Source organism: Frigoribacterium sp. AC512 (genome assembly GCF_979258295.1).
This window is the reverse complement of record NZ_OZ409850.1, coordinates 2,901,346-2,923,281: the sequence shown is the minus strand read 5'-3', so window position 1 is coordinate 2,923,281 and position 21,936 is coordinate 2,901,346. Positions and strand designations below refer to the sequence as shown.

The window sequence follows — 21,936 nt, the reverse complement described above, 5'->3', positions numbered from 1 at the left end:
GACCCGGCCGCGGCGAGTGACGGCGTTCTCTGGCCAGCGGCCCTTGACCCGAGCCGCTCCGGGGTGGACCATCGCGAGCACCAGCGCATCGCCGACAGAGGAGTCCCCATGCTGTTCGTCAACCTGCCCGTGACCGACCTGCCTCGCGCGGTCGCGTTCTACACGGCGCTCGGCTTCAGGCAGAACCCCGCGTTCAGCGACGACAACGCCGCCTGCATCGTCGTCGAGGAAGACCAGGCCGCCTTCATGCTGCTCGTGCGCGACTTCTTCCAGACGTTCACTGACCGACCGGCCGGCGACCCGTCGACGACCGTCTCGACCATGACCGCGCTCATGGTCGAGAGCCGTGGGCGCGTCGACGAGATGGCCTCGGCGGGCCTCGCGAGCGGCGGCGTCGAGGAGCGCCCCGCCACCGACCTCGGCTTCATGTACCAGCGCCAGCTCTCCGACCCTGACGGCAACGTCGTCGAGCTCGGCTGGATGCATCCGGCAGCGGCCGCACAGGGGCCGGAGGCCGCCGCGGAGCGGTAGGCGACCGGCGTCAGACGCGCCACATGCGGAACGGCCCCGTCCGCATGTAGTTCTGCGAGTCGACCTCGACGCCGGACGCGAGCAGGGCCTCGTTGACCGCCTTGATCCGCCTCTCGGTGACCAGGCCGGGGTCGCCCTTCTTCGGCCTCGCGTCCCAGCTGAGCTCCTGGCCCGTGCTCGATCGCACCTTCAGGATCGGGGCCCCGCCGAAGGAGCCTTCTCGCAGCACCGCCTCCTCGACGTCACGGAACCACATCACCTGGGCCCTGCCCGACAGCGAGCTGTACTCCATGCGGTCGGCGAAGAGACGGAACCAGTGCCGCCTCAGCACGACGGCGATCCCTACCAGGAGGACGCCGAGCGCCAGGAAGAACACGGTGCCGAGCGCGTCGGTGCGGGGGATCCCCGAGAGCGCGGCCAGGAAGAAGGCCGCGGCCATCAGCGCCGGGGCCGCCCACCTCGCGTCCGGCCGCGTCTCGTCGATCGGCTGCTCGTCCGGTGAGGGCTGCGCGTCGGCCGGGTGCTGCTCGTCGGCCGCGGGCTCCGCGCCAGCAGCGTGCTCCGCGCCAGCAGCGTGCTGCGCGTCGGCCGGGTCGGCGTCGCCAGCCGGCTCCGGTCCCCCCTCGGTCCCCATGCCGCGATCGTAGCGGCCCGTGTCGGCCCCGAGCCGTAGGGTGCCGCCATGCACACGAACGCGCAGACCCCGGCCCCGGCACGCGTCCCCGAGGAGGCGGTGGCCGACCTCCGAGAACGGCTCGCCCGCCGACGACGCGTCGACCTGCCCTCGGGGCTCGAGCCGCGGCACGGAGTGGACGCCGCGTGGCTCGAGCGGCTGCTCGCGTGCTGGGCCGACGGATACGACTGGAGGGTGCACGAGCAGCGCATCCTCGACCTGCCGTGGGAGCTCGTCGACGGCCCGACCCCCCTCCGCGTCGTGCACCGCCGCGGTGCGCCCGACGCCCCGGTGGTCGTGCTGCTGCACGGCTGGCCCGACTCGGTGCTGCGCTTCGAGAAGGTGCTGCCGCTGCTGGGCAACGCGACGGTCGTGGTGCCCGCCCTGCCCGGGTACCCGTTCAGCGCCTCCTCGGCTGTCGGGGGCATGTCGGGCACCGACATGGCCGACGTGGTCGCGGCCGCGATGCACCGGCTCGGCCACGACCGGTACGTGGTCAGCGGCGGCGACATCGGGGCGTACGTCGCCGAGGCGATGCTGCGCCGCCACGGCCAGGCGGTCTCGGCCGTGCACCTCACCGACGTGCCGCAGGGGCACCTGGCCGCCGAGCTGCCCGACGACCTCACCGGCGAGGAGCGTGCCTACGCCGACCGCCGCGAGCAGTGGCAGGCTGCCGAGGGCGGCTACGCCCACGAGCACGCGACCAAGCCGGGCACGCTCGCAGTGGCTCTCGGCGACTCCCCGGCGGGCCTGCTCGCGTGGATCGGCGAGAAGCTCTGGTCGTGGAGCGACCGCTCGGTCGAGGGCGGGATGGAGGCGGTGTTCAGCGACGACGACGTGCTCACCTGGGTCTCCGCCTACTGGTTCACGGGCACGATCGGCACGTCGTTCGGCCCCTACGCTCTGCGGGAGCCCTCGACCAACGAGCGGGTAGAGGCGGCGGTGCCTGCGGTGCTGTCGATCTTCCCCGGCGACCTGGCGAACGCCCCGCGGTCGTTCGCCGAGCGGCTCTTCGACGTGCGCGCGTTCCACGAGCACCCGGCGGGCGGGCACTTCGCCGCGTGGGAGCGGCCGGCAGAGTTCGCCGCCGACCTGCGCGAGGCGATCGCGCTCGGCTCTGCCGGTGTTGCCGCCGAGGCCTGACCCGGGCGTGCCCGGCGCTCGCCGAGCCGCGCCACCTGCACTGCACCGCGTTTCGTACAACGCACCGTGTCTAGTCCCGGTGCGTTGTCCGAAACGCGGTGTGGCGCTGGCCGAGGGGCCGGGGCAGCCAGCGGGCCAGCCAGCGGCGCAGCGCGGCGCGGCGAAGCACGTGGGTTCGGCGGGTCAGGCAGCCGCGACCGCGGTGGCTGCGAGACCGAGGACGGCGCAGACGCCCGTCAGCGTGCGGACGGTGTTCCACCGGGCCCACGGCGACTCGAACGCACGTCGCGCGGCGCTCGCCGAGGTCGGCCCGGACACGTCCGCCCGAGCGAGCGCCTCGTTCAGCGGCACGTTGCGCGCGACCGTGATGACGAACGTGGCGACCGAGGCGGCCGCCGCGCCGACCGCCCAGGTGCTCGTCGAACTGCCGTCGATGACGTGCAGCACCGCGAGCAGCACCGCGGTGGCGGGTGCCGCGACGAACACGAGGAGGAACGACGGGCGCAGGATCGCCGTGTTGATCGCGCGGAACGCTCCGGTGAGGGCGACGTCGTCGAGCCGACGCAGCCCCGGCGACACCGCGACCGCGAAGGCGAAGAACAGGCCCGCCACGAGACCGTTGGTGAGCAACGCGACGACAGCGACGAGGTCAGGCACGAGTCCGCTCATGGCCGGAGGCTAGCGAGCCGCCGTGAACATCCGTCGACGGCGGGCCTCTCGGGCCGAGGGCGGGTCCGGGACGACCCGCCCTCGAGCCGGAAGACCCGCCCTCGGCAGAACGAGCACGAGCACGAGGAGGCGCCGGCACGAGCACGAGGAGGCAAGGTGAACGGCGGTGCGAGCAGGTCGGGGAGGCGAGGTGAACGGGGTACAGGACGGTCGGCCAGACGGGCGACTGGAGGGGGCGGCGTGCCCCGAACGGGGGACGCCTGAGGGGGTGTCAGCCCTTCCTTCCTCCATCGCTTCTTCATAGAGTTGTCGATGCACCGTCTCGACCACCTCCTCCTCGGGGTACAGACGCGGTGCGAACCGCCGCTGCCTCACCAGCCGGCCAGAACCGATGCCGTCAGGGGCCAGAGTGCAGAAGCCACGCCACAGGGCACGCAGGGACGAACGGCGTCGCCCGCCGCTCGTGCGTGCGATCGCGGGCGTGCTCGCCGTGGCCGTCGCCGTCGTCGGGCTGAGCCTCACGCCCGTCGAGCAGGCCGACGCCGCCGTCGTGCAGTGGGGGACGAACAGCGGCACGGCGCCCAACTACCAAGCCACCGTCAACGGCGACTTCGTGATGGCGGGCAACGGCGTGCTCGCGTGCCAGACGCTGAACATCTCCGGCGCGGGCACCTGCGCCGAGCTGCACTCGACGTCGACCAACGCGCAGAACGTCAACGACAACTTCGCCATGGTCGCCACGAACTCGGTCTCCGGCTTCACGACGAACTCCTCGAGCGCGCAGGTCACCATCCCGGCCGGGGCGTCCGTCGCGAAGGCCTTCCTCAGCTGGAGCGCCAACACCGGGTCGTACAACGTCTCGCAGACCGCCTGCACGGCCCCCAGCACGGCACGCGGCACGACGACGCTCCCCGGAGGCGCGGCGAACGGCTACCTGACGCGCGCGGCCCAGCTGCGGGTCGGCAGCGGCACCGCGGCCCCCACCTCCATCGCCCCCGCCAGCGTCCTCGTCGACCAGCCGGTCGCGTCGCAGCCGCAGTACTACAGCGCGAGCGCAGACGTCACGTCGGCCTTCGCCGGTGCGGCGACCGGCAGCCCCCTCACGGTGTCGGCGGGCAACATCTGGACCCCCACCGGCGCCGGCTGCTACGCCGGCTGGTCGCTGACGGTCGTCTACGACTACGGCAGCTACGTCGCGGGCAACGCGGCGTCGGCGCCGAAGCGGGTCATCTTCTACGAGGGGCACGTGCGCCAGGCCTCGACCGACACGCCCCTGACCGTCGCCTTCGCGGGGTTCACGGCCGTCGGCGCCGGCACGCGGGCCGGCTTCACGCTGTTCGAGGGCGACCGGAACATCACGGGCGACACGGTCGAGTACAGCAGGGCGAGCTCGTCGACCTACACGCAGCTGCCCAACGCCAACGGCGCGACGGGCAACTACGGGGTCGGCCAGGCGCTCGGCTCGACCCGGTACACGCAGACCGGCACGCCCTTCACCAACCAGAGCGTCGACGTCACCACGAACTCGCTGACCGCCGTGCAGAGCGGCGACAGCCGCATCGACCTGCGGATCAGCACCTCGGGCGACTCCTACCTGCTCCGCAACGCGGTGCTGTCCGTGCCGACCGCGGGGCTGCAGGTCGACAAGTCGGCCGACGGCACCGCGGACGTGCAGTCGCGGCTGGCGGGCGAGCCGGCCACCTTCACGGTGCGCCTCACGAACTCGGGCGCGGGCACGCTGCAGTCCATCGTGGTCAGCGACGACCAGGCCGACTGCGCCAGGACGCTGACCGGCCTCACCCTCGCGCCGCAGGAGTCGTACACGTACACCTGCACCGCGAACGGCGGGTCCAGCCAGCAGTACGTCTCGACGGCGACCGCCACGGCCAGGACGGTGGCCGGGGCGTTCCTCGCGGAGGACAGCGACAGCACCACCGTCCAGGTGACGGCGCTCGCCCTCGCCAAGACGAGCGCCCTGGCCGCCGGCGCGACCGGTCGAGCGGGCGACACGCTGACCTACACCTTCACCGCCACCAACTCGGGCCAGTCGACGCTGACCGGGGTGGCCGTCACCGACCCGCTGCCCGGCCTCTCGGCCGTGTCGTACGCCTGGCCCGGCGCAGCGGGGACGCTGACCGGCGGACAGGCCGTCGTGGCCACGGCGACCTACGTGCTCCGGCAGGCCGACGTCGACGCCGGATCGGTCGCCAACACGGCGACCCTCGTCGGCACCGACCCCGACGGCGGTCAGCAACCCCGTGCGAGCGCGGCGCGCACGACCCCGTTGACCGCTGCGCCGGGCCTCGGCGTCACGAAGACGGGGGCGCTCGCCGCCGGTGCCGCGGGCGTCGTCGGCGACCGCGTCACCTGGTCGATCTCGTTCACGAACAACGGCAACGTCACCCTCACCGGCGTCGCGCTGACCGACTCGCTCGCCGGCCTGTCGACGCCCGTCGTCACCTGGCCGGGCGCCGCGGGCACGCTCGCCCCCGGTCAGACCGCCACCGCCACAGCCACCTCGACCCTGACGCAGGCGCAGGTCGACGCCGGGGCCGTGCGGAACACCGCGACGGTGACCGGGCGCACGCCGACCGGCACCACGACGAGCGCCACGAGTGCGGAGGCGGTGGTCACCACGGTCGCGGCGGCGCCGTCCCTCGTCACGACCAAGAGCGCGCTCGTCGGCGGGGCGGGCGGCGTCGGCAGCACCGTCACCTACTCGTTCGCGGCCCGCAACAGCGGCAACGTCACCGTCACCGGCGTCTCGATCGCCGACCCGCTGCCCCGGCTCTCCGCCCTCGCCCCGACCTGGCCCGGCACGGCCGGCACCCTCGCCCCGGGCCAGACCGTCACGGCGACCGCGACGTACACGCTGACGCAGGCCGACGTCGACGCCGGCTCCGTGCGCAACACGGCGACCGCGACCGGCACGGCCCCGTCGGGCGCCGCCGTCTCGGCGGCCTCCCCGCAGGTCGTCACGCCGACCGCCGCGGCCGCGCCGGCCGTCACGCTGGCCAAGTCGGGGGCCCTCGCCACGGGCGCGACGGGCGTCGCGGGCGACACGGTCACCTACTCGTTCGTGCTGCGCAACACCGGCAACGTCACCCTGACCGGCGCCTCCGTCGCCGACCCGCTGCCGGGCCTCTCGCCGTTGACCTACGGCACCTGGCCGAGCGGCGCTGCCGGGACGCTCGCGCCCTCGCAGCAGGTGACCGCCACCGCGACCTACACACTCCGCCAGTCGGACGTGGACGCCGGCGCCGTCGCCAACGCCGCGACGGGCACCGCCGCCCCGCCGACGGGCGCCGCGGTCTCCCAGACCCGCAGCGCCACCGTGCCGATCACCCCGACCGGGGCGCTCGTCGTCACCAAGACGGGGACGGCGAGCGGCGCCGCCGGCGTGGGCAGCACCGTCACCTACGACTTCACGGTGCGGAACTCGGGGAACGTCACCCTGACGCAGGTGGCGCTCGTCGACGCGCGCGCCGGGGTCTCCGCACCCACGGTCACGTGGCCCGGTCCGGCAGGCACCCTCACGCCGGGGCAGACGGCGACGGCCAGGGCCGCGTACACGATCACGCAGGCCGACGTGGACGCCGGCCGCGTGCCCAACACCGCGTCGGCGACCGGCCGCACCCCGCAGGGCGCGACCGTCACGGGCACCTCGCCGCAGTCGGTCGTGACGACGCAGCCGGCGGCCCCCGCCGTCACGCTCGGCAAGGCCGGCGTCGTGCAGGGCGGCGCGGCCGGAGCCGCCGGCGACGTCGTGCGGTACACCTTCACCCTGCGCAACAGCGGAAACGTCACCGTCACCGGCCTCGGCGTGTCCGACCCGCTGCCCGGCCTCTCCGCCCTGCAGTACGCCTGGCCCGCGACGGCCGGCACCCTGGCGCCCGGCCAGACCGCCACGGCGACCGCGAGCTACACGGTGACGCAGGCCGACGTGAACGCGGGCAGCGTGCGCAACACGGCCACCGCCTCCGGCAGGTACGGCACCGCCCCGGTCACGGCGACCTCGGGCGAGGTGACGACCCCGACGGCGGCGGCCCAGCCGTCGGTGGCCGTCACCAAGAGCGGCGCGCTCACCAACGGGCAGGCCGCCGCGGCGGGCAGCACGATCACGTGGTCGTTCACGCTCCGCAACACCGGGAACGTCACGCTCACGAGCGCCGGCGTCGCCGACTCGCTGCCCGGCATCTCCGCCGTGACCTGGGGCACGTGGCCGAGCGGGGCGGCGGGCACGCTGCAGCCTGGCCAGACCGTCACGGGCACCGCCACGTCGCCGGTCACGCAGCAGGACGTCGACGCGGGCTCGGTCGCCAACACGGCGACCGGCAGCGGCACCGCGCCCTCGGACGCCGTTGTCCGCTCCGTGGCGCCCGCGACGGTGGCGCTCGCCGCCGTCCCCGGGATCTCGCTCGGCAAGTCGGGCGCCGTGACGTCCGGCACCGGAGCGGTCGGGGACACGATCACCTACACGTTCTCCGCCCGGAACACCGGCGGCACCACCCTGACCGGCGTCGCCGTGGCCGACCCGGCGCCCGGGCTCTCCGCCCTCACGTACGGGACGTGGCCCGGCGGCACTGCCGGGACGCTCGCGCCCGGGCAGGCCGTCACGGCGACGGCGACGCACGTCGTCACGCAGGCCGACGTCGACGCCGGCGTGGTCCGCAACACCGCCACCGTGAGCGCGCGGACGCCGGCCGGCGACGCCGTGGCCGCGACCTCGCCGCAGGCCGTCGTCGCGACGGCGGCCGCTGCACCGGCCCTCCTCACCACGAAGACCGCGTCGAACGGGGGAGGCGGCGTCGGGTCGGTCGTCAGCTACGCGTTCTCGGCCCGCAACTCGGGCAACGTGACGCTCAGCGGCGTCGTCGTCACCGACCCCCTCGCCGGCCTCTCGGCGCTGGCGTACTCGTGGCCGGGCACGGGGGGCACGCTCCGGCCGGGCCAGACGGTCACGGCGACGGCGACCTACACCGTGACGCAGGCCGACGTGGACCGGGGCGCCGTGCTCAACCGGTCGACCGCCTCCGGCGCCTCGCCCTCGGGCGCGGCCGTCTCGGCGCAGTCCGCGGCCGTCACCACCGCGACCGTCGCCTCCTCGCCCGTGCTCGCCCTGACGAAGTCGGGCGTGCTCAGCGGCCCGCCCGCGGCCGGCAGCACGATCACGTACTCGTTCGGCCTGCGCAACACCGGCAACGTCACGCTCACCGGGGCGACCGTCGCCGACCCGATGCCGGGCCTGTCGCCGCTCGTCGTGACCTGGCCGGGCACCCCCGGCGTCCTCGGCCCCGACCAGCGGGCCACCGCGACGGCGACGCGCACCGTGACGCAGGCGGACGTCGACGCGGGCGCCGTCGCGAACACGGCCTCCGCCTCCGCTGCCCCGCCCACCGGCGGCCGGGTCTCGACCTCGGCGTCGGCGACCGTCCCGCTGCCCGCGTCGGGCGCACTCGCCGTCGAGAAGACCGGCGTGGTCACGAGCGGCACCGGCGTCGCCGGCGACGCCGTCCGCTTCGACTTCGTCGTGCGGAACACGGGCGCGGTCACCGTGTCCGGCATCGTGCTCGCCGACGCGCTGCCGGGCGTCAGCACGCCCACGATCACCTGGCCCGGCGCCGCGCGCACGCTGGCCCCCGGCCAGCAGGCGACCGCGACGGCCAGCTACGTCGTCCGCCAGTCGGACGTCGACTCGGGCAGCGTCCGCAACACGGCGTCCGTGCAGGGCACGACGCCGGCGGGCACGACCGTCTCGGCAGCGTCCCTGCCGGCCGTCGTCCCGACCGCCGCGGCCGCGCCGGCCCTCGACGTGCAGAAGTCGGCGAGCTCGCCGGGCGACCGCAAGGTCGGCGACGTCGTCACGTACGCCGTGTCGGTGCGGAACAGCGGCAACCAGACGGTCACCGGGGTCACGATCGTCGACTCGCTGCCCGGCCTCTCCGCTCCGTCCGTCACCTGGCCCGGCCAGGCGGGCGTGCTCGCGCCCGGCCAGCAGGCGCTCGCCACCGCGACGTACGTCGTCCGCCAGGCCGACGTCGACGCGGGCAAGGTCGTCAACGAGGCCAGCGCCTCCGGCCAGGCCCCGGGCGGCGTCGCCGTCGTCGACTCGTCCGGCCAGGTCGCCACCAGCACCCAGGCCGCGGCCCCCTCGCTCGCGGTGACCAAGGCCGGCGCCTTCGCCTCGGGCTCGAGCGGCCGGGCCGGCGACGTCGTCGACTTCACGGTCACCCTGCGCAACACCGGCAACCAGACCCTCACCGGCGTCACGGCGACCGACACCCTGCCCGGCCTCGGGGCCCTCGCCTACGGCACCTGGCCGAGCGGCACGACGGGCACCCTCGCGCCGGGCCAGGCCGTCACGGCCACCGCGAGCTACACGTCGCGCCAGTCGGACCTCGACGCGGGCGCGATCGCCAACACCGCGGAGGGCCGCGGCACGGCGCCGGGCGGCGTCGGCGTCACGGCGAGCGGCAGCGCGTCCGTCCCGACCGCGCAGACGCCGTCGCTGAGCCTCGTCGAGGTGGCCGCCGCCTCCGGCCGGGCCGCGGTCGGCGACACGGCCACCTTCACCTACACCGCCCGCAACACGGGCAACCAGACCCTCGCCGGCGTCGTCGTCGCCCCCGGTCCGGGCCTGTCGACGCAGACCGTGACGTGGTCGGGCACGCCCGGCACCCTCGCGCCGGGGCAGACCGTCACTCTCGTGGCGTCGCGCACGATCACGCAGGCGGACGTCGACGCCGGCTCGGTCCGCGACGCCGGCACCGCGACGGGCACGGCCGGTGCGCGCACCGTCGCCGCGACGGCCTCCTCGTCGGTCGCGACCGTCGCCGGCGCCCCGCGGGTCACGACCACCAAGACCGCGAGCACAGGAGGCGCGGGTGCGGTCGGCGACGTCGTCACGTACTCGTTCCGCGCGACCAACGCCGGGAACGTGACGCTCACGGGCGTGACGATCGCCGATCCGCTCCCCGGGCTGTCGCCGCTCAGCACGACCTGGCCGGGCACGACCGGCGTGCTCGCGCCCGGGCAGTCCGTCGCCGCCGTGGCGACCTACACGCTCGGCCAGGCCGACGTCGACCGAGGCTCGGTCGTCAACACCGCGACCACGACCGCCACGGCGCCCGGCGGCACGGCCGTCTCGTCGAGCTCGGCCGTCGTGACGACCCCCACGGTCCCGTCGGCGCCGGCCCTCGCGCTCGAGAAGTCGGGCGCGCTCGCGGCGGGCTCGACGCCGCGTGCCGGCGGCGTCGTCGACTACACGTTCCGCCTCGTGAACACGGGCAACGTGACCCTCACCGGTGTCGGCGTGGCCGACGCCCTGCCGGGCCTCGGGGCGATCACGGTCGCGACGTGGCCGAGCGGCGCCGCCGGCACGCTGCGACCCGGCGACGCCGTCGTCGGCACCGCCTCCTACGCCCTGCGCCAGGCCGACGTCGACGCGGGCGCGCTCGCCAACACCGCCGTGGCCACGGCGACGCCGCCCGTCGGCGCGGCCGTGACGACCCGCGGCTCCTCGACCTTCCCCCTCGCGTCCGCGGGCGCCGTCTCCCTGACGAAGACCGCGACCGTGTCCGGCGTGGGCGGGGTCGGGGACACGGTCACCTTCGACTACGTCGTCACCAACACGAGCGCCGTCACGCTGGCGGGCGTCGGCGTGGTCGACGGCCTCGCCGGGCTCGGGCCCGTGGGCTACGGCGTGTTCCCCGGAGGCACCGAGGGCGTGCTGGCCCCCGGCGAGTCCGTGACGGCCAGCGCCGCGTACACGATCCGGCAGTCGGACGTCGACGCCGGCGTCGTCGCGAGCACGGCGACGGCGACCGGGCGCACCCCGCAGGGCGTGGTCGTCTCAGCGGAGGCCGGCACGACGACCCCGACGGTCGCGGCGGCCCCCGGCCTCTCGACGACGAAGAGCGTCACGCCCGCGGCGGGCGCACGCCTCGGCGACACCGTGCGCTACACGGTCACCGCGTCGAACACGGGCAACGTCACGCTGGCGGGCGTCGTCCTGGCCGACCCCCTGCCCGGTCTCTCGACCCTGACCCCCGGTGCCTGGCCCGACGGCGTCGCCGGCCGTCTGCTGCCCGGCCAGTCCGTCTCGGCCACCGCGAACTACACGATCCGCCAGGCGGACGTCGACCGAGGCTCCGTCACCAACACCGCGACGGCGACGGGGACCACGCCTGCCGGGGCCCTGGTGTCGGCGCCGAACGCCCCCCTCACGTCGCCGACCGCCGTCGCGGCTCCGTCGCTCGCGATCACGCAGACGGGCAGCCTCGCCGCCGGCGCCGCGGGCCGCGCCGGCGACGTCGTCACGTGGTCGTCGACCGTCCGCAACTCCGGCGACCAGACCGTGACCGGCATCACGGTCGCCTTCGGCCTGCCCGGCACGTCCGCTCCCGTCGTCCGCTGGCCCGGGGCGGTCGGCGTCCTCGCTCCGGGGCAGACGGCGACGGCCACGGCGACCTACACGCTCACGCAGGCCGACGTCGACGCCGGCAACGTCTCCGACCTGGCGACGACGCGGGGGACCTCGCCCGCCGGCACGGCCGTCGAGGCCTCCGCCCCCGCGACCGTGCCGATCGGCAGCGACGCGCGGATCACGCTCGAGAAGATCGGTCGCATCGCCCCCGGCAGCGCGGGAGAAGAGGGCGACCCCCTGCAGTACGTCTTCACGGTGCGGAACGCCGGGAACGTCAGCCTGACCGGGGTGACCCTCGTCGACGCGCTGCCGGGCGTCGTGGTCGGCGGCTGGGCCTGGCCCGACTCCTCGCGGCCCGGCGAGCTCGCCCCGGGAGCCGTCGCGACGGCCGTCGGCGACTACACGGTGACCCAGGCCGACGTCGACGCGGAGTCCGTGACCAACAGCGCGACCGTGAGGGCGACGTCGCCCGGCGGACAGGTGGTCGAGGGCAGCGCGACCGTCGTCGTGCAGACGGGCGAGCAGCGCGCCGACCTGATCACGACCAAGTCCGCCGTCGTCGAGGGCGACGGCGGGGTCGGCGACGACGTCGTCTACTCGTTCACGGCCGAGAACACCGGCAACGTCACCCTGACCGGCGTCGAGGTCGTCGACGGCCTGCCGGGCCTGAGCCCCGTCGAGTACGTCCTGTGGCCGGGCGCGCCGAACGTCCTGGCGCCCAGGGAGAAGGTCTCCGCGACCGCGAGCTACACGATCACCCAGGCGGACGTCGACCGCGGCTCGGTCACGAACGCGGCCCGCTCGGTCGGCACCTCCCCGGCCGGCGTCGCCGTCACCAGCGCCTCCGTCGCCGTCGACACCCCCACGGTGCGCCGTGCCGCCGCGGTCTCCGTCGACAAGACCGCCTCGCTGGCCGGCGACCCCGCCGCCGGCTCCGTCGTCACCTACTCGTTCACGGTGACGAACTCCGGCAACACCACCCTGTACGCGCCGACCGTCGCGGACGCCCTGCCGGGCCTGTCGCCGATCGACGTCGGCGCACTGCCCGCGGTCCTGCGGCCCGCCCTGCTCGACCCGGAGACGGGCGACGTCGTCCGCCCGGCCGACAGCGCCAGCGTGACCGCGACCTACGCGCTCACGCAGGCCGACGTCGACGCCGGGGCGGTCGCGAACTCGGCCACGGTGACGGCCACGTCGAGGCCGACGCCCGGCTCTCCCGTCGACCAGTCCGTCGTCGTCACCTCGAGCGACGCGGCCAGCGTGCCGCTCGCGGCGGCCCCGGGCCTCACGCTCGACAAGCGCGCCACGCTGCCGAGCGGAGTGGCCGCGGCCCGCGTCGGCGACGTGGTCACCTACTCGTTCACGGCCGTGAACACGGGCACCGTGACGCTCGACGGGGTGGCGATCACCGACCCCCTCGCCGGTCTCTCCGCGCTCACGACGACCTGGCCGGGTGACCCGGGCGTGCTCGCGCCCGGGGACACGGCCGCCGCGACCGCGACCTACACGGTCACGCAGGCCGACGTCGACGCGGGTGCCGTGCGCAACCAGGCATCGGTCGTCGGGGCGACCCCCGCCGGCGACGACCTCCTCGTCCTCTCGCCGCAGACGGTGCTCCCGACGGTCGCCGCCGCACCGCAGCTCACGACGTCCGTGGTGTCGAGGGTCGGCGGGCTCGGACAGGTCGGCGACGTCGTCGAGTACGACGTGGTGATCTCCAACGAGGGCAACGTCACCGTCGAGGGCATCGCGCTCGACGCCCGCCTCGCCGGAGGAGGCGCCCTCGCGCCCCTGGCGTACGACGCCTTCCCGAGCGGCACGGCCGGCACCCTCGCCCCCGGCCAGTCCGTGACCGTGCGCACGAGCCACGTCCTCACCCAGGCCGACCTCGATGCGAGCTCCGTCGTCTTGACCACCGTCTCGGCCGGCACCGCCGCCGTCAGCGGCACCTCCGTGACGAGCGCCACGACCAGGACGTCCGACGTCACGGCGGCGGCGTCGCCGTCGATCGCCGTGACCGACGAGGGAGCGCTCGCGAGCGGCGCCACCGGGGTCGCCGGCGACGCCGTCGCGTGGCGCTACTCCGTGACGAACACCGGCAACGTCACCCTCACCGACGTGAGACTGACGGACGAGCTCCTCGTCGACGGCCTCGCCGTGGCGTGGCCCGGTGCGACCGGGCAGCTCGCCCCCGGCCAGACCGCGACCGCCACGTCGACGCACCGCCTGACGCAGGACGAGGTCGACGCCGGCGGCGTGGAGAGCGTCGCGGAGGCGAGGGGCACGTCGCCGGCCGCGACCACCGTGACCGCCAGGACGACCGCCCTCGTCGAGGTGCTCGCCCGCGGCGCCCTCTCCGTCGTCAAGACCGGCGCCCTCGCCGACGGCGCCGAGGGCGGCGTGGGCGACACGGTCGTCTACCGCCTCGAGATCACCAACACGGGCAACGTCACCCTCGACGGGGGCGTCCTCGTGGACGCGCTGCCCGGCCTCGGCACGCCGACGATCACTTGGCCGGTGCCCGAGGAGCCGGGGCTCGTGCCGGTCGGCGCGACCGTCATCGGCGTCGCCGGGTACCCGCTCACCCAGGCCGACGTCGACCTGGGCTACATCGACAACACGGCAGCGGTCCGCGCGACGACGCCCGCCGGCGACCAGGTCGACGCGCCGTCGAACACCGTGCGGGTCACGACGGCCCTGCCCGCGCCCGCGCTCACCACGACCAAGACGGCCACGACCGCCGACGGCGCCGCGCCCGGCGAGGGCGACGTCGTCACGTACCGCGTGACGACCCGCAACACCGGCACCGTCACGCTCACCGGGGTCGCCCTGACCGACTCGCTGCCGGGGCTCTCGTCGATCGTCGTCGACGCGTGGCCCGGCACCGCCGGCGTGCTCGCCCCCGGCGAGGAGATCGGCGGCACCGCGACCTACACGGTGTCCCTCGCCGACGTCGACGCCGGATCGGTCGTGAACTCGGCCGGGGCGACCGGCGTCGCACCCCGCGGCGCGACAGTCGAGTCCGTCCCCGTCGTCGTCACGACGCCGACCGAGGAGGCGTCCCCGGAGATCCTCGTCAGCAACACGGCGGTCCCGCTGCCGGGCTACCGCGGCGTCGCCGGCGACCAGGTGCAGCTGGCCTACACGCTGGTGAACGACGGCAACGTGACGCTCTCGTCCGTCGCCTTCGTCGACGCCCTCGCCGCCGCCTCCTCGCCCACCTACCTGTTCCCGAACGCGGACGGCACGACCGTCAGCCCCGGGCAGGCCGTGACCGCGACCGCCGTCTACACCCTGACGCAGGCCGACGTCGACGCCGGCTCCCTGTCGAGCCTCGTCACGGGCTCGGCCGCCTCGCCCCGGGGCGTCGTCCTCTCGGGGACCGCGCCCGCGACGCTCTCGATCGCGCCGGCCCCCGGCCTCTTCATCGACAAGCTCACCGTCGAGCGCGGCAAGGCCTTCGGGCTCGGCGAGAGCATCGACTACACGATCACCGTGACGAACACCGGCACGGTGACGCTGTCGGGCGTGCTGATCTACGACGCGCTCGACGGGCTGTCGCGGCCGGTCGTCACCTGGCCCGGCCAGGAGCGCGTGCTCGCACCGGGGGAGTCGGCGAGGGCCACCGCGTCGTACGTCGTGCGGCAGTCGGACGTCGACCGCGGCACCGTGACCAACCTCGCGAGCGCGTCGGCACAGACCCCCACGGGCGCGTCGGTGCCGACGGTCTCGGACGAGGTCGTCAACCGCACCGTCGCCGCGGCTCCGGAGGTCACCACGACGTCGACCGCGACGGTGGGCGGCACGGGCGCCGGCGTGGTCGGCGACACGGTCACCTTCACCGTGCTGGTGCGCAACACGGGCAACGTCACCCTCGCCGGCGTCACGACGTCCACCCCGCTGCCCGGCCTCTCGGCCCCCGCGACGACGTGGCCGGGCGACGAGGGCGTGCTCGCCCCCGGCCAGGCGGTCGAGACGCGCACGACCTACGTCCTCACCCAGGCCGACGTCGATCGAGGTTCGGTCGCGCTCGGCGCGACGGGATCCGGCACGGCGCCCGACGTCCGTGTCGTCGACGCGCCCGCGCCGCTGCTCACCGTGCCCACGGCGGCAGCGGCACCCGCCGCCCTCGTCACCGACAGCGGCTCGCTCGCGCCCGGTGCGACCGGCCTCGCCGGCGACGAGCTCGTCTTCACCTACACGCTGGCGAACACCGGCAACACCACCCTGACCGCCGTCGGCTTCACGGACGGCAACGCGGGCGTCGGCGCACCGGCCTACGCCTGGCCCGGAGCCGAGGGAGTGCTGGCTCCCGGCCAGACCGTCACCGCGACCGCCCGCTACACGCTGACGCAGGCCGACGTCGACGCAGGCTCGGTCACGAGCGTCGTCGACGGCACGAGCACCGACCCGGCCGGCGTCGTGCGCACCGCCTCCGCCCCGGCGACCGTCACCGTCGCCCCGGCCCCCGCGCTCACCGTCCTCAAGTCGGCCGAGATCGTCTCGGGCACCGGAGGCGCGGGCGACGTCGTCCGCTACCGGCTCGACATCACGAACACCGGCTCGGTCACCCTCACCGACGGGCGCCTCCTCGACCCCCTGCCCGGTCTCGGCACGCCGCAGATCACCTGGCCCGACCCCGAGCGGCCCGGTCGCGTCGCCGTCGGGGAGACGGTCGTCGGCGTCGCGGACTACGCGCTGACCCAGGCCGACGTCGACCTCGGCCACATCGACAACCAGGCCTCCGTCTCGGCCGTGACGCCCCAGGGCGTCGAGGTCCGCGCCGAGTCGAACACCGTCCGCGTGACGACCGTGGAGCCGTCGCCGGCGCTCACGGTCACGCAGACCGGCGCCGTCCGGGCCGCCGGCGTCGCCGGCGACACGGTCGACTGGGTCGTCGTCCTGCGGAACACCGGCAACGTGACCCTCGAGGGCGTCGCCCCGACGGGCACGCTCGCCGACCTCTCCGACTACGTCGTCGAGTGGCCAGGGGCCCCGGGAGTGCTCGCGCCGGGAGCCGTGGCGACCGCCCGCGCGTCGTCGCCGGTCGAGCAGTCGGACGTCGACGCGGGCTCCGTGACGAACGTGGCCGCCGCCTCCGGCACCTCCGCCCGTGACGGTGCTGCGGTGGTCGGCCCCGACGCCCCGACGACCGTGGCGACGCTCGCCGCGGCCCCCGGCCTGTCGGTCACCAAGACGGCGGCCCTGGCCGACGGCGACCGCGGCGTGGCCGGCGACACGGTCTCGTTCTCGTACACGGCGACCAACACGGGCACCGTGACGCTCACCGGGGTCCAGCTGGTCGACGCCCAGGCCGGCGCCGGGGCCCCGACCTACGCCTGGCCCGGCACGCCCGGGGTCCTCGCGCCCGGACAGAGCGTCACGGCCACGGCCGCGTACACGCTGACGCAGTCGGACGTCGACTCGGGCGGGCAGTCGTCGACCGTCACGGCGACCGGTCGCACCCCCGCGTCGTCGACCGTCCAGGCGACGGCGACGGACGGCGTCGTGCTCGCCGACGAGGCCTCCATGGTCGTCGCGAAGTCGGGTGCCGCCCGAGGTGCAGGAGGCGTCGGCGACGTCGTCGACTACTCGTTCTCGATCACGAACACCGGCGACGTCACCCTCTCGCTCGTCGACCTGGTCGACCAGCTCGGCGGCGTGTCCGACCCGCAGATCACCTGGCCCGGCCAGCCCGGCACGCTCGCCCCCGGGCAGGTCGCCACCGCCACGGCGACGTACGCCGTCACCCAGGCCGACGTCGACCGCGGCAGCGTCGGCAACACCGCCGTCGCGACCGGCAAGCCGCCCGCCGGCGACACGATCAGCGTGAGCTCGCCGCTGACGACGACGACGGTCCAGCCCGCCGCGCCCGGGCTCAGCGTCTCGAAGACCGGCGCCGTCCGGGCCGACGGTGCCCTGCGCGACACAGTCGACTGGACGTTCGTGGTCGCCAACACGGGCAACGTCACGGTGACGGGCATCGACCTCGTCGACGACGTGCCCGGCGTCTCGACGCCCGCCGTCCGCTGGCCGGGCGCCGACGGCGTGCTCGCCCCTGGTCAGCAGGCCACCGCGACCGCCACCTCCGAGATCGGCCAGGCCGACCTCGACCGCGGACAGGTGCTCAACGTCGCGACCGCGACCGGCTCGTTCGCCGGCGTCGCGGTGTCCGCGACGACGGGCGAGGTGTCCACGCCCACCGCCGCCCCGGTCCCCGGGATCGCCGTGACGGACTCCGGCGCGCTCGCCCCGGGCTCGACCGGTGTGGCCGGCGACTCCGTGACCTGGTCCTACCGCGTCACCAACACGGGCACGGTCACCCTCGCCGGGGTCGACGTGGCCGAGCGCGTCCCCGGGACGACGGCCCCCGTCGTCGTGTGGCCGGGCGAGCCGGGCGTGCTCGCGCCGGGTGCGTCGGCGACCGCCACCACGACCGCGGTCCTCACGCAGGCCGACGTCGACGCCGGTGCCGTCTCCAGCACCGTCGACACCACGGGCACCGACCGGGCAGGCACCGTCGTGGCCGCCCGCGCCTCCGCCACCGTGCCGATCGCCCCCGCCGGCGCCCTCGTGGTGACCCAGGTCGGCGGCGTCGTCGCACCCGGCATCGGCCAGGTCGGCGACACCGTCGAGTACGTCGCGACGGTCCGGAACGAGGGCAACGTCACGCTCGCCGACGTGGACGTCGCGCTGAGCCTCGCCGGGCTGACCGCCGACACGATCGACTGGCCCGCCGCCCCCGGCGTGCTCGAGCCCGGCCGGTCCGTCCTGGTGCGCGCGACGCTGACGCTGACCCAGGCCGACGTCGACCGGGGCTTCGTCGAGAACACGGCCTCGGCCCGGGGCACGGCCCCCGGCGGCGCCGAGGTCACGGCCGTCGCCGGCGCGGTCCGCGTCGCCACCGTCTCCGCGGTGCCCGGCATCACGACGACGAAGAGCGGCGCGGTCTCCGGCGCCGGAGCTGTCGGCGACCTCGCGACCTTCGAGATCGTCGTCCGCAACACGGGCAACGTGACCCTCACGGGCGTCTCGGTCGCCGACGACCTCGAGGGGCTCTCGCCGCTCGCCTACGGCCCCTGGCCCGGTGCGGAGGGTGTCCTCGCCCCCGACCAGTCCGTCACGGCGACCACGACGATCGTCCTCGACCAGGCCGACGTCGACGCCGGCGGACTCGTCAACACGGCCACGGCCACGGGGACGCCCCCGGGCGGGGCCGCCCCCGTGGGCGACGCCTCCGACCCGGCGCCGGTCGCCGCCGAGGCCTCGCGCCCCGCCGTCGCCGTGACCGACTCCGGCGCCCTGGCGCCGGGCTCCACGGGAGTCGCGGGCGACACCGTCATCTGGACCCAGACCCTCCGCAACAGCGGCAACGTGACGCTCACGGGCGCCGCGCTCACGGACGCGCTGCCCGGCATCGGCGAGCCCGTCTGGGTGTGGCCCGGCGAACCCGGCGTGCTGCTGCCGGGCCAGGTCGCGACGGCCACGGCCACCTCGGTGCTGCTCCAGGCCGACGTCGACGCCGGAAGCGTCACGAGCCAGGTGACCGGCAGCGGCCTGCCGCCGACCGGCGCCGCGGCGACCGCGACCGACGTCGCGACCGTGCCGATCGCCTCCGCTCCCGGGCTCACCCTCGTCAAGGAGGCGGCCCTCGCGTCCGCAGGGCAGAACGGCCTGGGCGACGTCGTCGACTACGCCTTCACGATCGGCAACACCGGCAACGTGACGCTGACGGGCGTCGTGCTGGCCGACGCGCTGCCCGGGCTGGGCCCGGTCGTCGTGAGCTGGCCGGGCGAGCAGGAGGGCGTGCTGCCGCCGGGCACGCAGGCCACCGCGACGGCCCGCTACGCGATCCAGCAGGAGGACGTCGACCGCGGTGCCGTCCAGAACTCGGCGACCGTCACGGCGACGGCGCCCGACGGCCGTTCGTCGGTCGCCGTGTCGACCCTCGTCGTCGTCCCCACCGAGGCGTCGGACCCGTCGATCGCGACCGAGAAGTCGGCGGTCGTCGCCGGCTCCGGAGCCGTGGGCGACGTCGTCACCTACACGTTCGAGATCCTGAACACGGGCAACGTGACGCTGAACCTCATCGCGCTCCGCGACCGCCTGCCGGGGCTCTCGCGGCCCGACATCGACTTCCCGACCGCGACGGGCATCCTCGCCCCGGGCGAGAGCGCCCTCGGCGAGGCCACGTACGCGATCTCGCAGGCCGACGTCGACCGCGGGCACGTCGACAACCAGGCCACCTCGGTCGGGTCGGCGCCCGACGGCACCGTCGTGACCGGCGTCTCGAACACCGTCCGCACCTCCACCGATCCCGAGGCGGCCTCGGTGACGACGACCCAGACGGCGCGCCTGGCGCCGGGCGACGTGGGTCGCGTGGGCGACGTCGTCGAGTACGCGTTCACGGTGGTCGCCGACGGGCCGCGCACGCTGACCGACGTCCGCGTCGACTCCACGGTCGTCGGGCTCACCGACGTCGTGGCGGCCTGGCCCGGCCAGCCGGGGACCCTCGCCCCCGGTCAGCAGCTGACCGTCACCGCTCGGCACGTCGTGACGCAGGCCGACGTGGACGCCGGCCGCGTCGTGAACGTCGTCACGGGCTCGGGTCGTGACCCCGCAGGGGCGCTCGTCGCCGACGACTCCGACGAGGCCGTCGTCGAGCTCGTGGCGGCGTCGCGGGCCCTCGACCTGGTGAAGACCGGGACGCGCTCGGGCTCCGGCGTCGTCGGCGACGCGGTCGACTACCGCTTCGTCGTCACGAACACCGGCGAGACCACCGTGCGCGACGTCGTCGTCGCCGACCCGCTGCCCGGGCTGTCGGCCGTCGCCTGGGGCACGTGGCCCGGCGAGGCCGGCGTGCTCGCCCCGGGCGAGTCCGTCACGGCGACGGCGACGTACGTCCTGGTGCAGGCCGACGTCGACCGCGGCTCGGTCCGCAACACGGCGACCGTCTCGGGAACGACCCCCCGCGGCGACGACGTGGTCGACGCCTCCGACGAGTCGGTCGTGCCGACCGCCCCGCGCGCCGCCTCGCTCGACGTGTCGAAGCAGCAGGCGCTCGCCGCGGGCGCGGAGGGCCGACCCGGCGACGTCGTCGAGTACACGTACTCGGTGACGAACACGGGCAACGTGACCCTCGACGGGGTCGAGCTGCGCGACCCGCAGGCCCGCCTCTCGAGGCTGTCGTACCGGTGGCCGGGCGAGCCGGGCGTGCTCCTCCCGGGCCAGACGGCGACGGCGACGGCGACCTACGTGCTGACGCAGGCCGACGTCGAGGCCGGCGTCGTCGCCTCCGCCGTGACCGCCTCCGCGTCGACCCCCGCCGACGCGATCGTCGTCGACCGGGCGGCCGACTCGGTGGCGATCGTGGCCATCTCGGAGCTCGCCCTGTCGAAGACCGCACAGCCGCTGACGGCCGCCCAGCTCGGCGCCGTCGTCGACTACCGCTTCGAGGTGACGAACACCGGGACGGCCACCCTCACCGAGGTCGTCGTCGACGACGACCTCGTGGGCCTGACGTCGCCCGTCTACCGGTGGCCCGGCGCGCCCGGCGTCCTCGCGCCGGGCGAGGTCGTCGTCGCGACGGCCTCCTACGTCGTCGGCGAGGCCGACGTCGAGGCCGGGGCCGTCGCGAACACGGCCACGGCAGGGGCTGTCGGCGCGGACGACGCGAGCGTCCTGGCGACCGACGGGGCGACCGTGGCCGTGGCACCGGTCCCCGACCCCGAGCCGCCGGTGGACCCGCAGCCGCCGGTCGGCCCGCAGCCGCCGGTCGGTCCGGTGTCGCCGGCCGACCCGGCACAGCCTGCCGCGCCCGCCGGCCCCTCGGTGCTCGTGCCCGTCTTCTCGCCCGTGGCCACGGCGGTCCTGGCCTGGACCGGCGGCGGTCTCGCCGGTCTCGCCGGCCTCCCCCTCGGCGGCCTGTTGCTGCTGCTCGGCGCCCTCGTGGTGAGATGGGGGCAGCGCCGCCCACCCCGAAAGGAACGCCCATGACCTCCACCCGGTGGACGACGACCCTCGCCGTCGGTGCCCTGGCACTGGCCCTGACCGGCTGCACCTCGCAGGACGCGGAGCCGTCGCCGTCGCCGACGCCGACGGCCGAGGCGACCGAGCAGGCCTCGGCGGGCATCACCGACGTCCAGGACGTCCCCGGCTCCGGAGAGGGCTTCACCGGGGCCCTCAGCGACCTGCAGATCGCCACCTGCGAGCGGGGCGACGGCGGCTGGACCGTCGACGGGACGGTCCAGAACCCGAGCGAGGGCCCGGTCACCTACCGGCTCTACATGTCCCTGCTCAGCGGAGGGTCCGACACCCGCGCCCTGCAGCAGGTCGACGTCGGCCCCGTGGAGGCCGGCGAGGGTGCCGACTGGTCGATGACCATCCCCGTCGAGGAGGACGGCCTCACCTGCGTCCCGCGCGTGGAGCGGTACGCCGCCTAGGGTCCGGCTCTCCGGAGACCGCCTGGACCGCGGGGCCCGAGGTCGCGGCCTCG

6 protein-coding genes are annotated in these 21,936 nt (G+C 75.5%); 4 read left to right on the top strand and 2 right to left on the bottom strand.

Annotated features, from left to right (window positions below; translation table 11 throughout):
• The first annotated feature begins 108 nt into the window (after positions 1-108).
• Complete coding sequence (locus ACZZ97_RS13420) at positions 109-531, top strand: VOC family protein (protein WP_463473470.1); 423 nt, start codon at positions 109-111, stop codon at positions 529-531.
• Positions 532-541: 10 nt separating this feature from the next.
• On the opposite strand, the gene ACZZ97_RS13415 is transcribed toward ACZZ97_RS13420, so the two are convergent.
• The gene (locus ACZZ97_RS13415) at positions 542-1,165 is read right to left on the bottom strand and encodes a hypothetical protein (RefSeq protein ID WP_463473469.1); all 624 of its coding nucleotides are present in this window, start codon (positions 1,163-1,165) and stop codon (positions 542-544) included.
• A 48-nt stretch (positions 1,166-1,213) separates the two neighbouring features.
• Between ACZZ97_RS13415 and ACZZ97_RS13410 the strand changes: the two genes are divergently transcribed.
• Positions 1,214-2,347: an alpha/beta fold hydrolase gene (locus tag ACZZ97_RS13410; protein ID WP_463473468.1), complete on the top strand. Its 1,134-nt coding sequence runs from the start codon at positions 1,214-1,216 to the stop codon at positions 2,345-2,347.
• A 183-nt stretch (positions 2,348-2,530) separates the two neighbouring features.
• Here the strand turns inward: ACZZ97_RS13410 and ACZZ97_RS13405 are convergent, their stop codons facing one another.
• A complete protein-coding gene (locus ACZZ97_RS13405) occupies positions 2,531-3,016 on the bottom strand; it encodes an anthrone oxygenase family protein (RefSeq protein ID WP_463473467.1) in 486 nt (161 codons plus the stop codon).
• A 463-nt stretch (positions 3,017-3,479) separates the two neighbouring features.
• Between ACZZ97_RS13405 and ACZZ97_RS13400 the strand changes: the two genes are divergently transcribed.
• Both ACZZ97_RS13400 and ACZZ97_RS13395 read left to right on the top strand, forming a co-directional pair.
• On the top strand, positions 3,480-21,437 hold the full coding sequence (locus ACZZ97_RS13400) for a DUF7507 domain-containing protein (protein WP_463473466.1): 17,958 nt from the start codon (positions 3,480-3,482) through the stop codon (positions 21,435-21,437).
• Positions 21,434-21,883, top strand: coding sequence for a hypothetical protein (locus ACZZ97_RS13395; protein ID WP_314104487.1), 450 nt, complete (start codon positions 21,434-21,436; stop codon positions 21,881-21,883). Before ACZZ97_RS13400 ends, ACZZ97_RS13395 begins: the two co-directional genes overlap by 4 nt.
• The last annotated feature ends 53 nt before the right edge of the window (positions 21,884-21,936 follow it).

What these genes read in the sequence shown, in the direction of transcription:
- ACZZ97_RS13420 (WP_463473470.1), top strand. Translation starts at nt 109, where the DNA reads ATGCTGTTCGTCAACCTGCCCGTGACCGACCTGCCTCGCGCGGTCGCG.
- ACZZ97_RS13415 (WP_463473469.1), bottom strand. Translation starts at nt 1,165, where the DNA reads ATGGGGACCGAGGGGGGACCGGAGCCGGCTGGCGACGCCGACCCGGCC.
- ACZZ97_RS13410 (WP_463473468.1), top strand. Translation starts at nt 1,214, where the DNA reads ATGCACACGAACGCGCAGACCCCGGCCCCGGCACGCGTCCCCGAGGAG.
- ACZZ97_RS13405 (WP_463473467.1), bottom strand. Translation starts at nt 3,016, where the DNA reads ATGAGCGGACTCGTGCCTGACCTCGTCGCTGTCGTCGCGTTGCTCACC.
- ACZZ97_RS13395 (WP_314104487.1), top strand. Translation starts at nt 21,434, where the DNA reads ATGACCTCCACCCGGTGGACGACGACCCTCGCCGTCGGTGCCCTGGCA.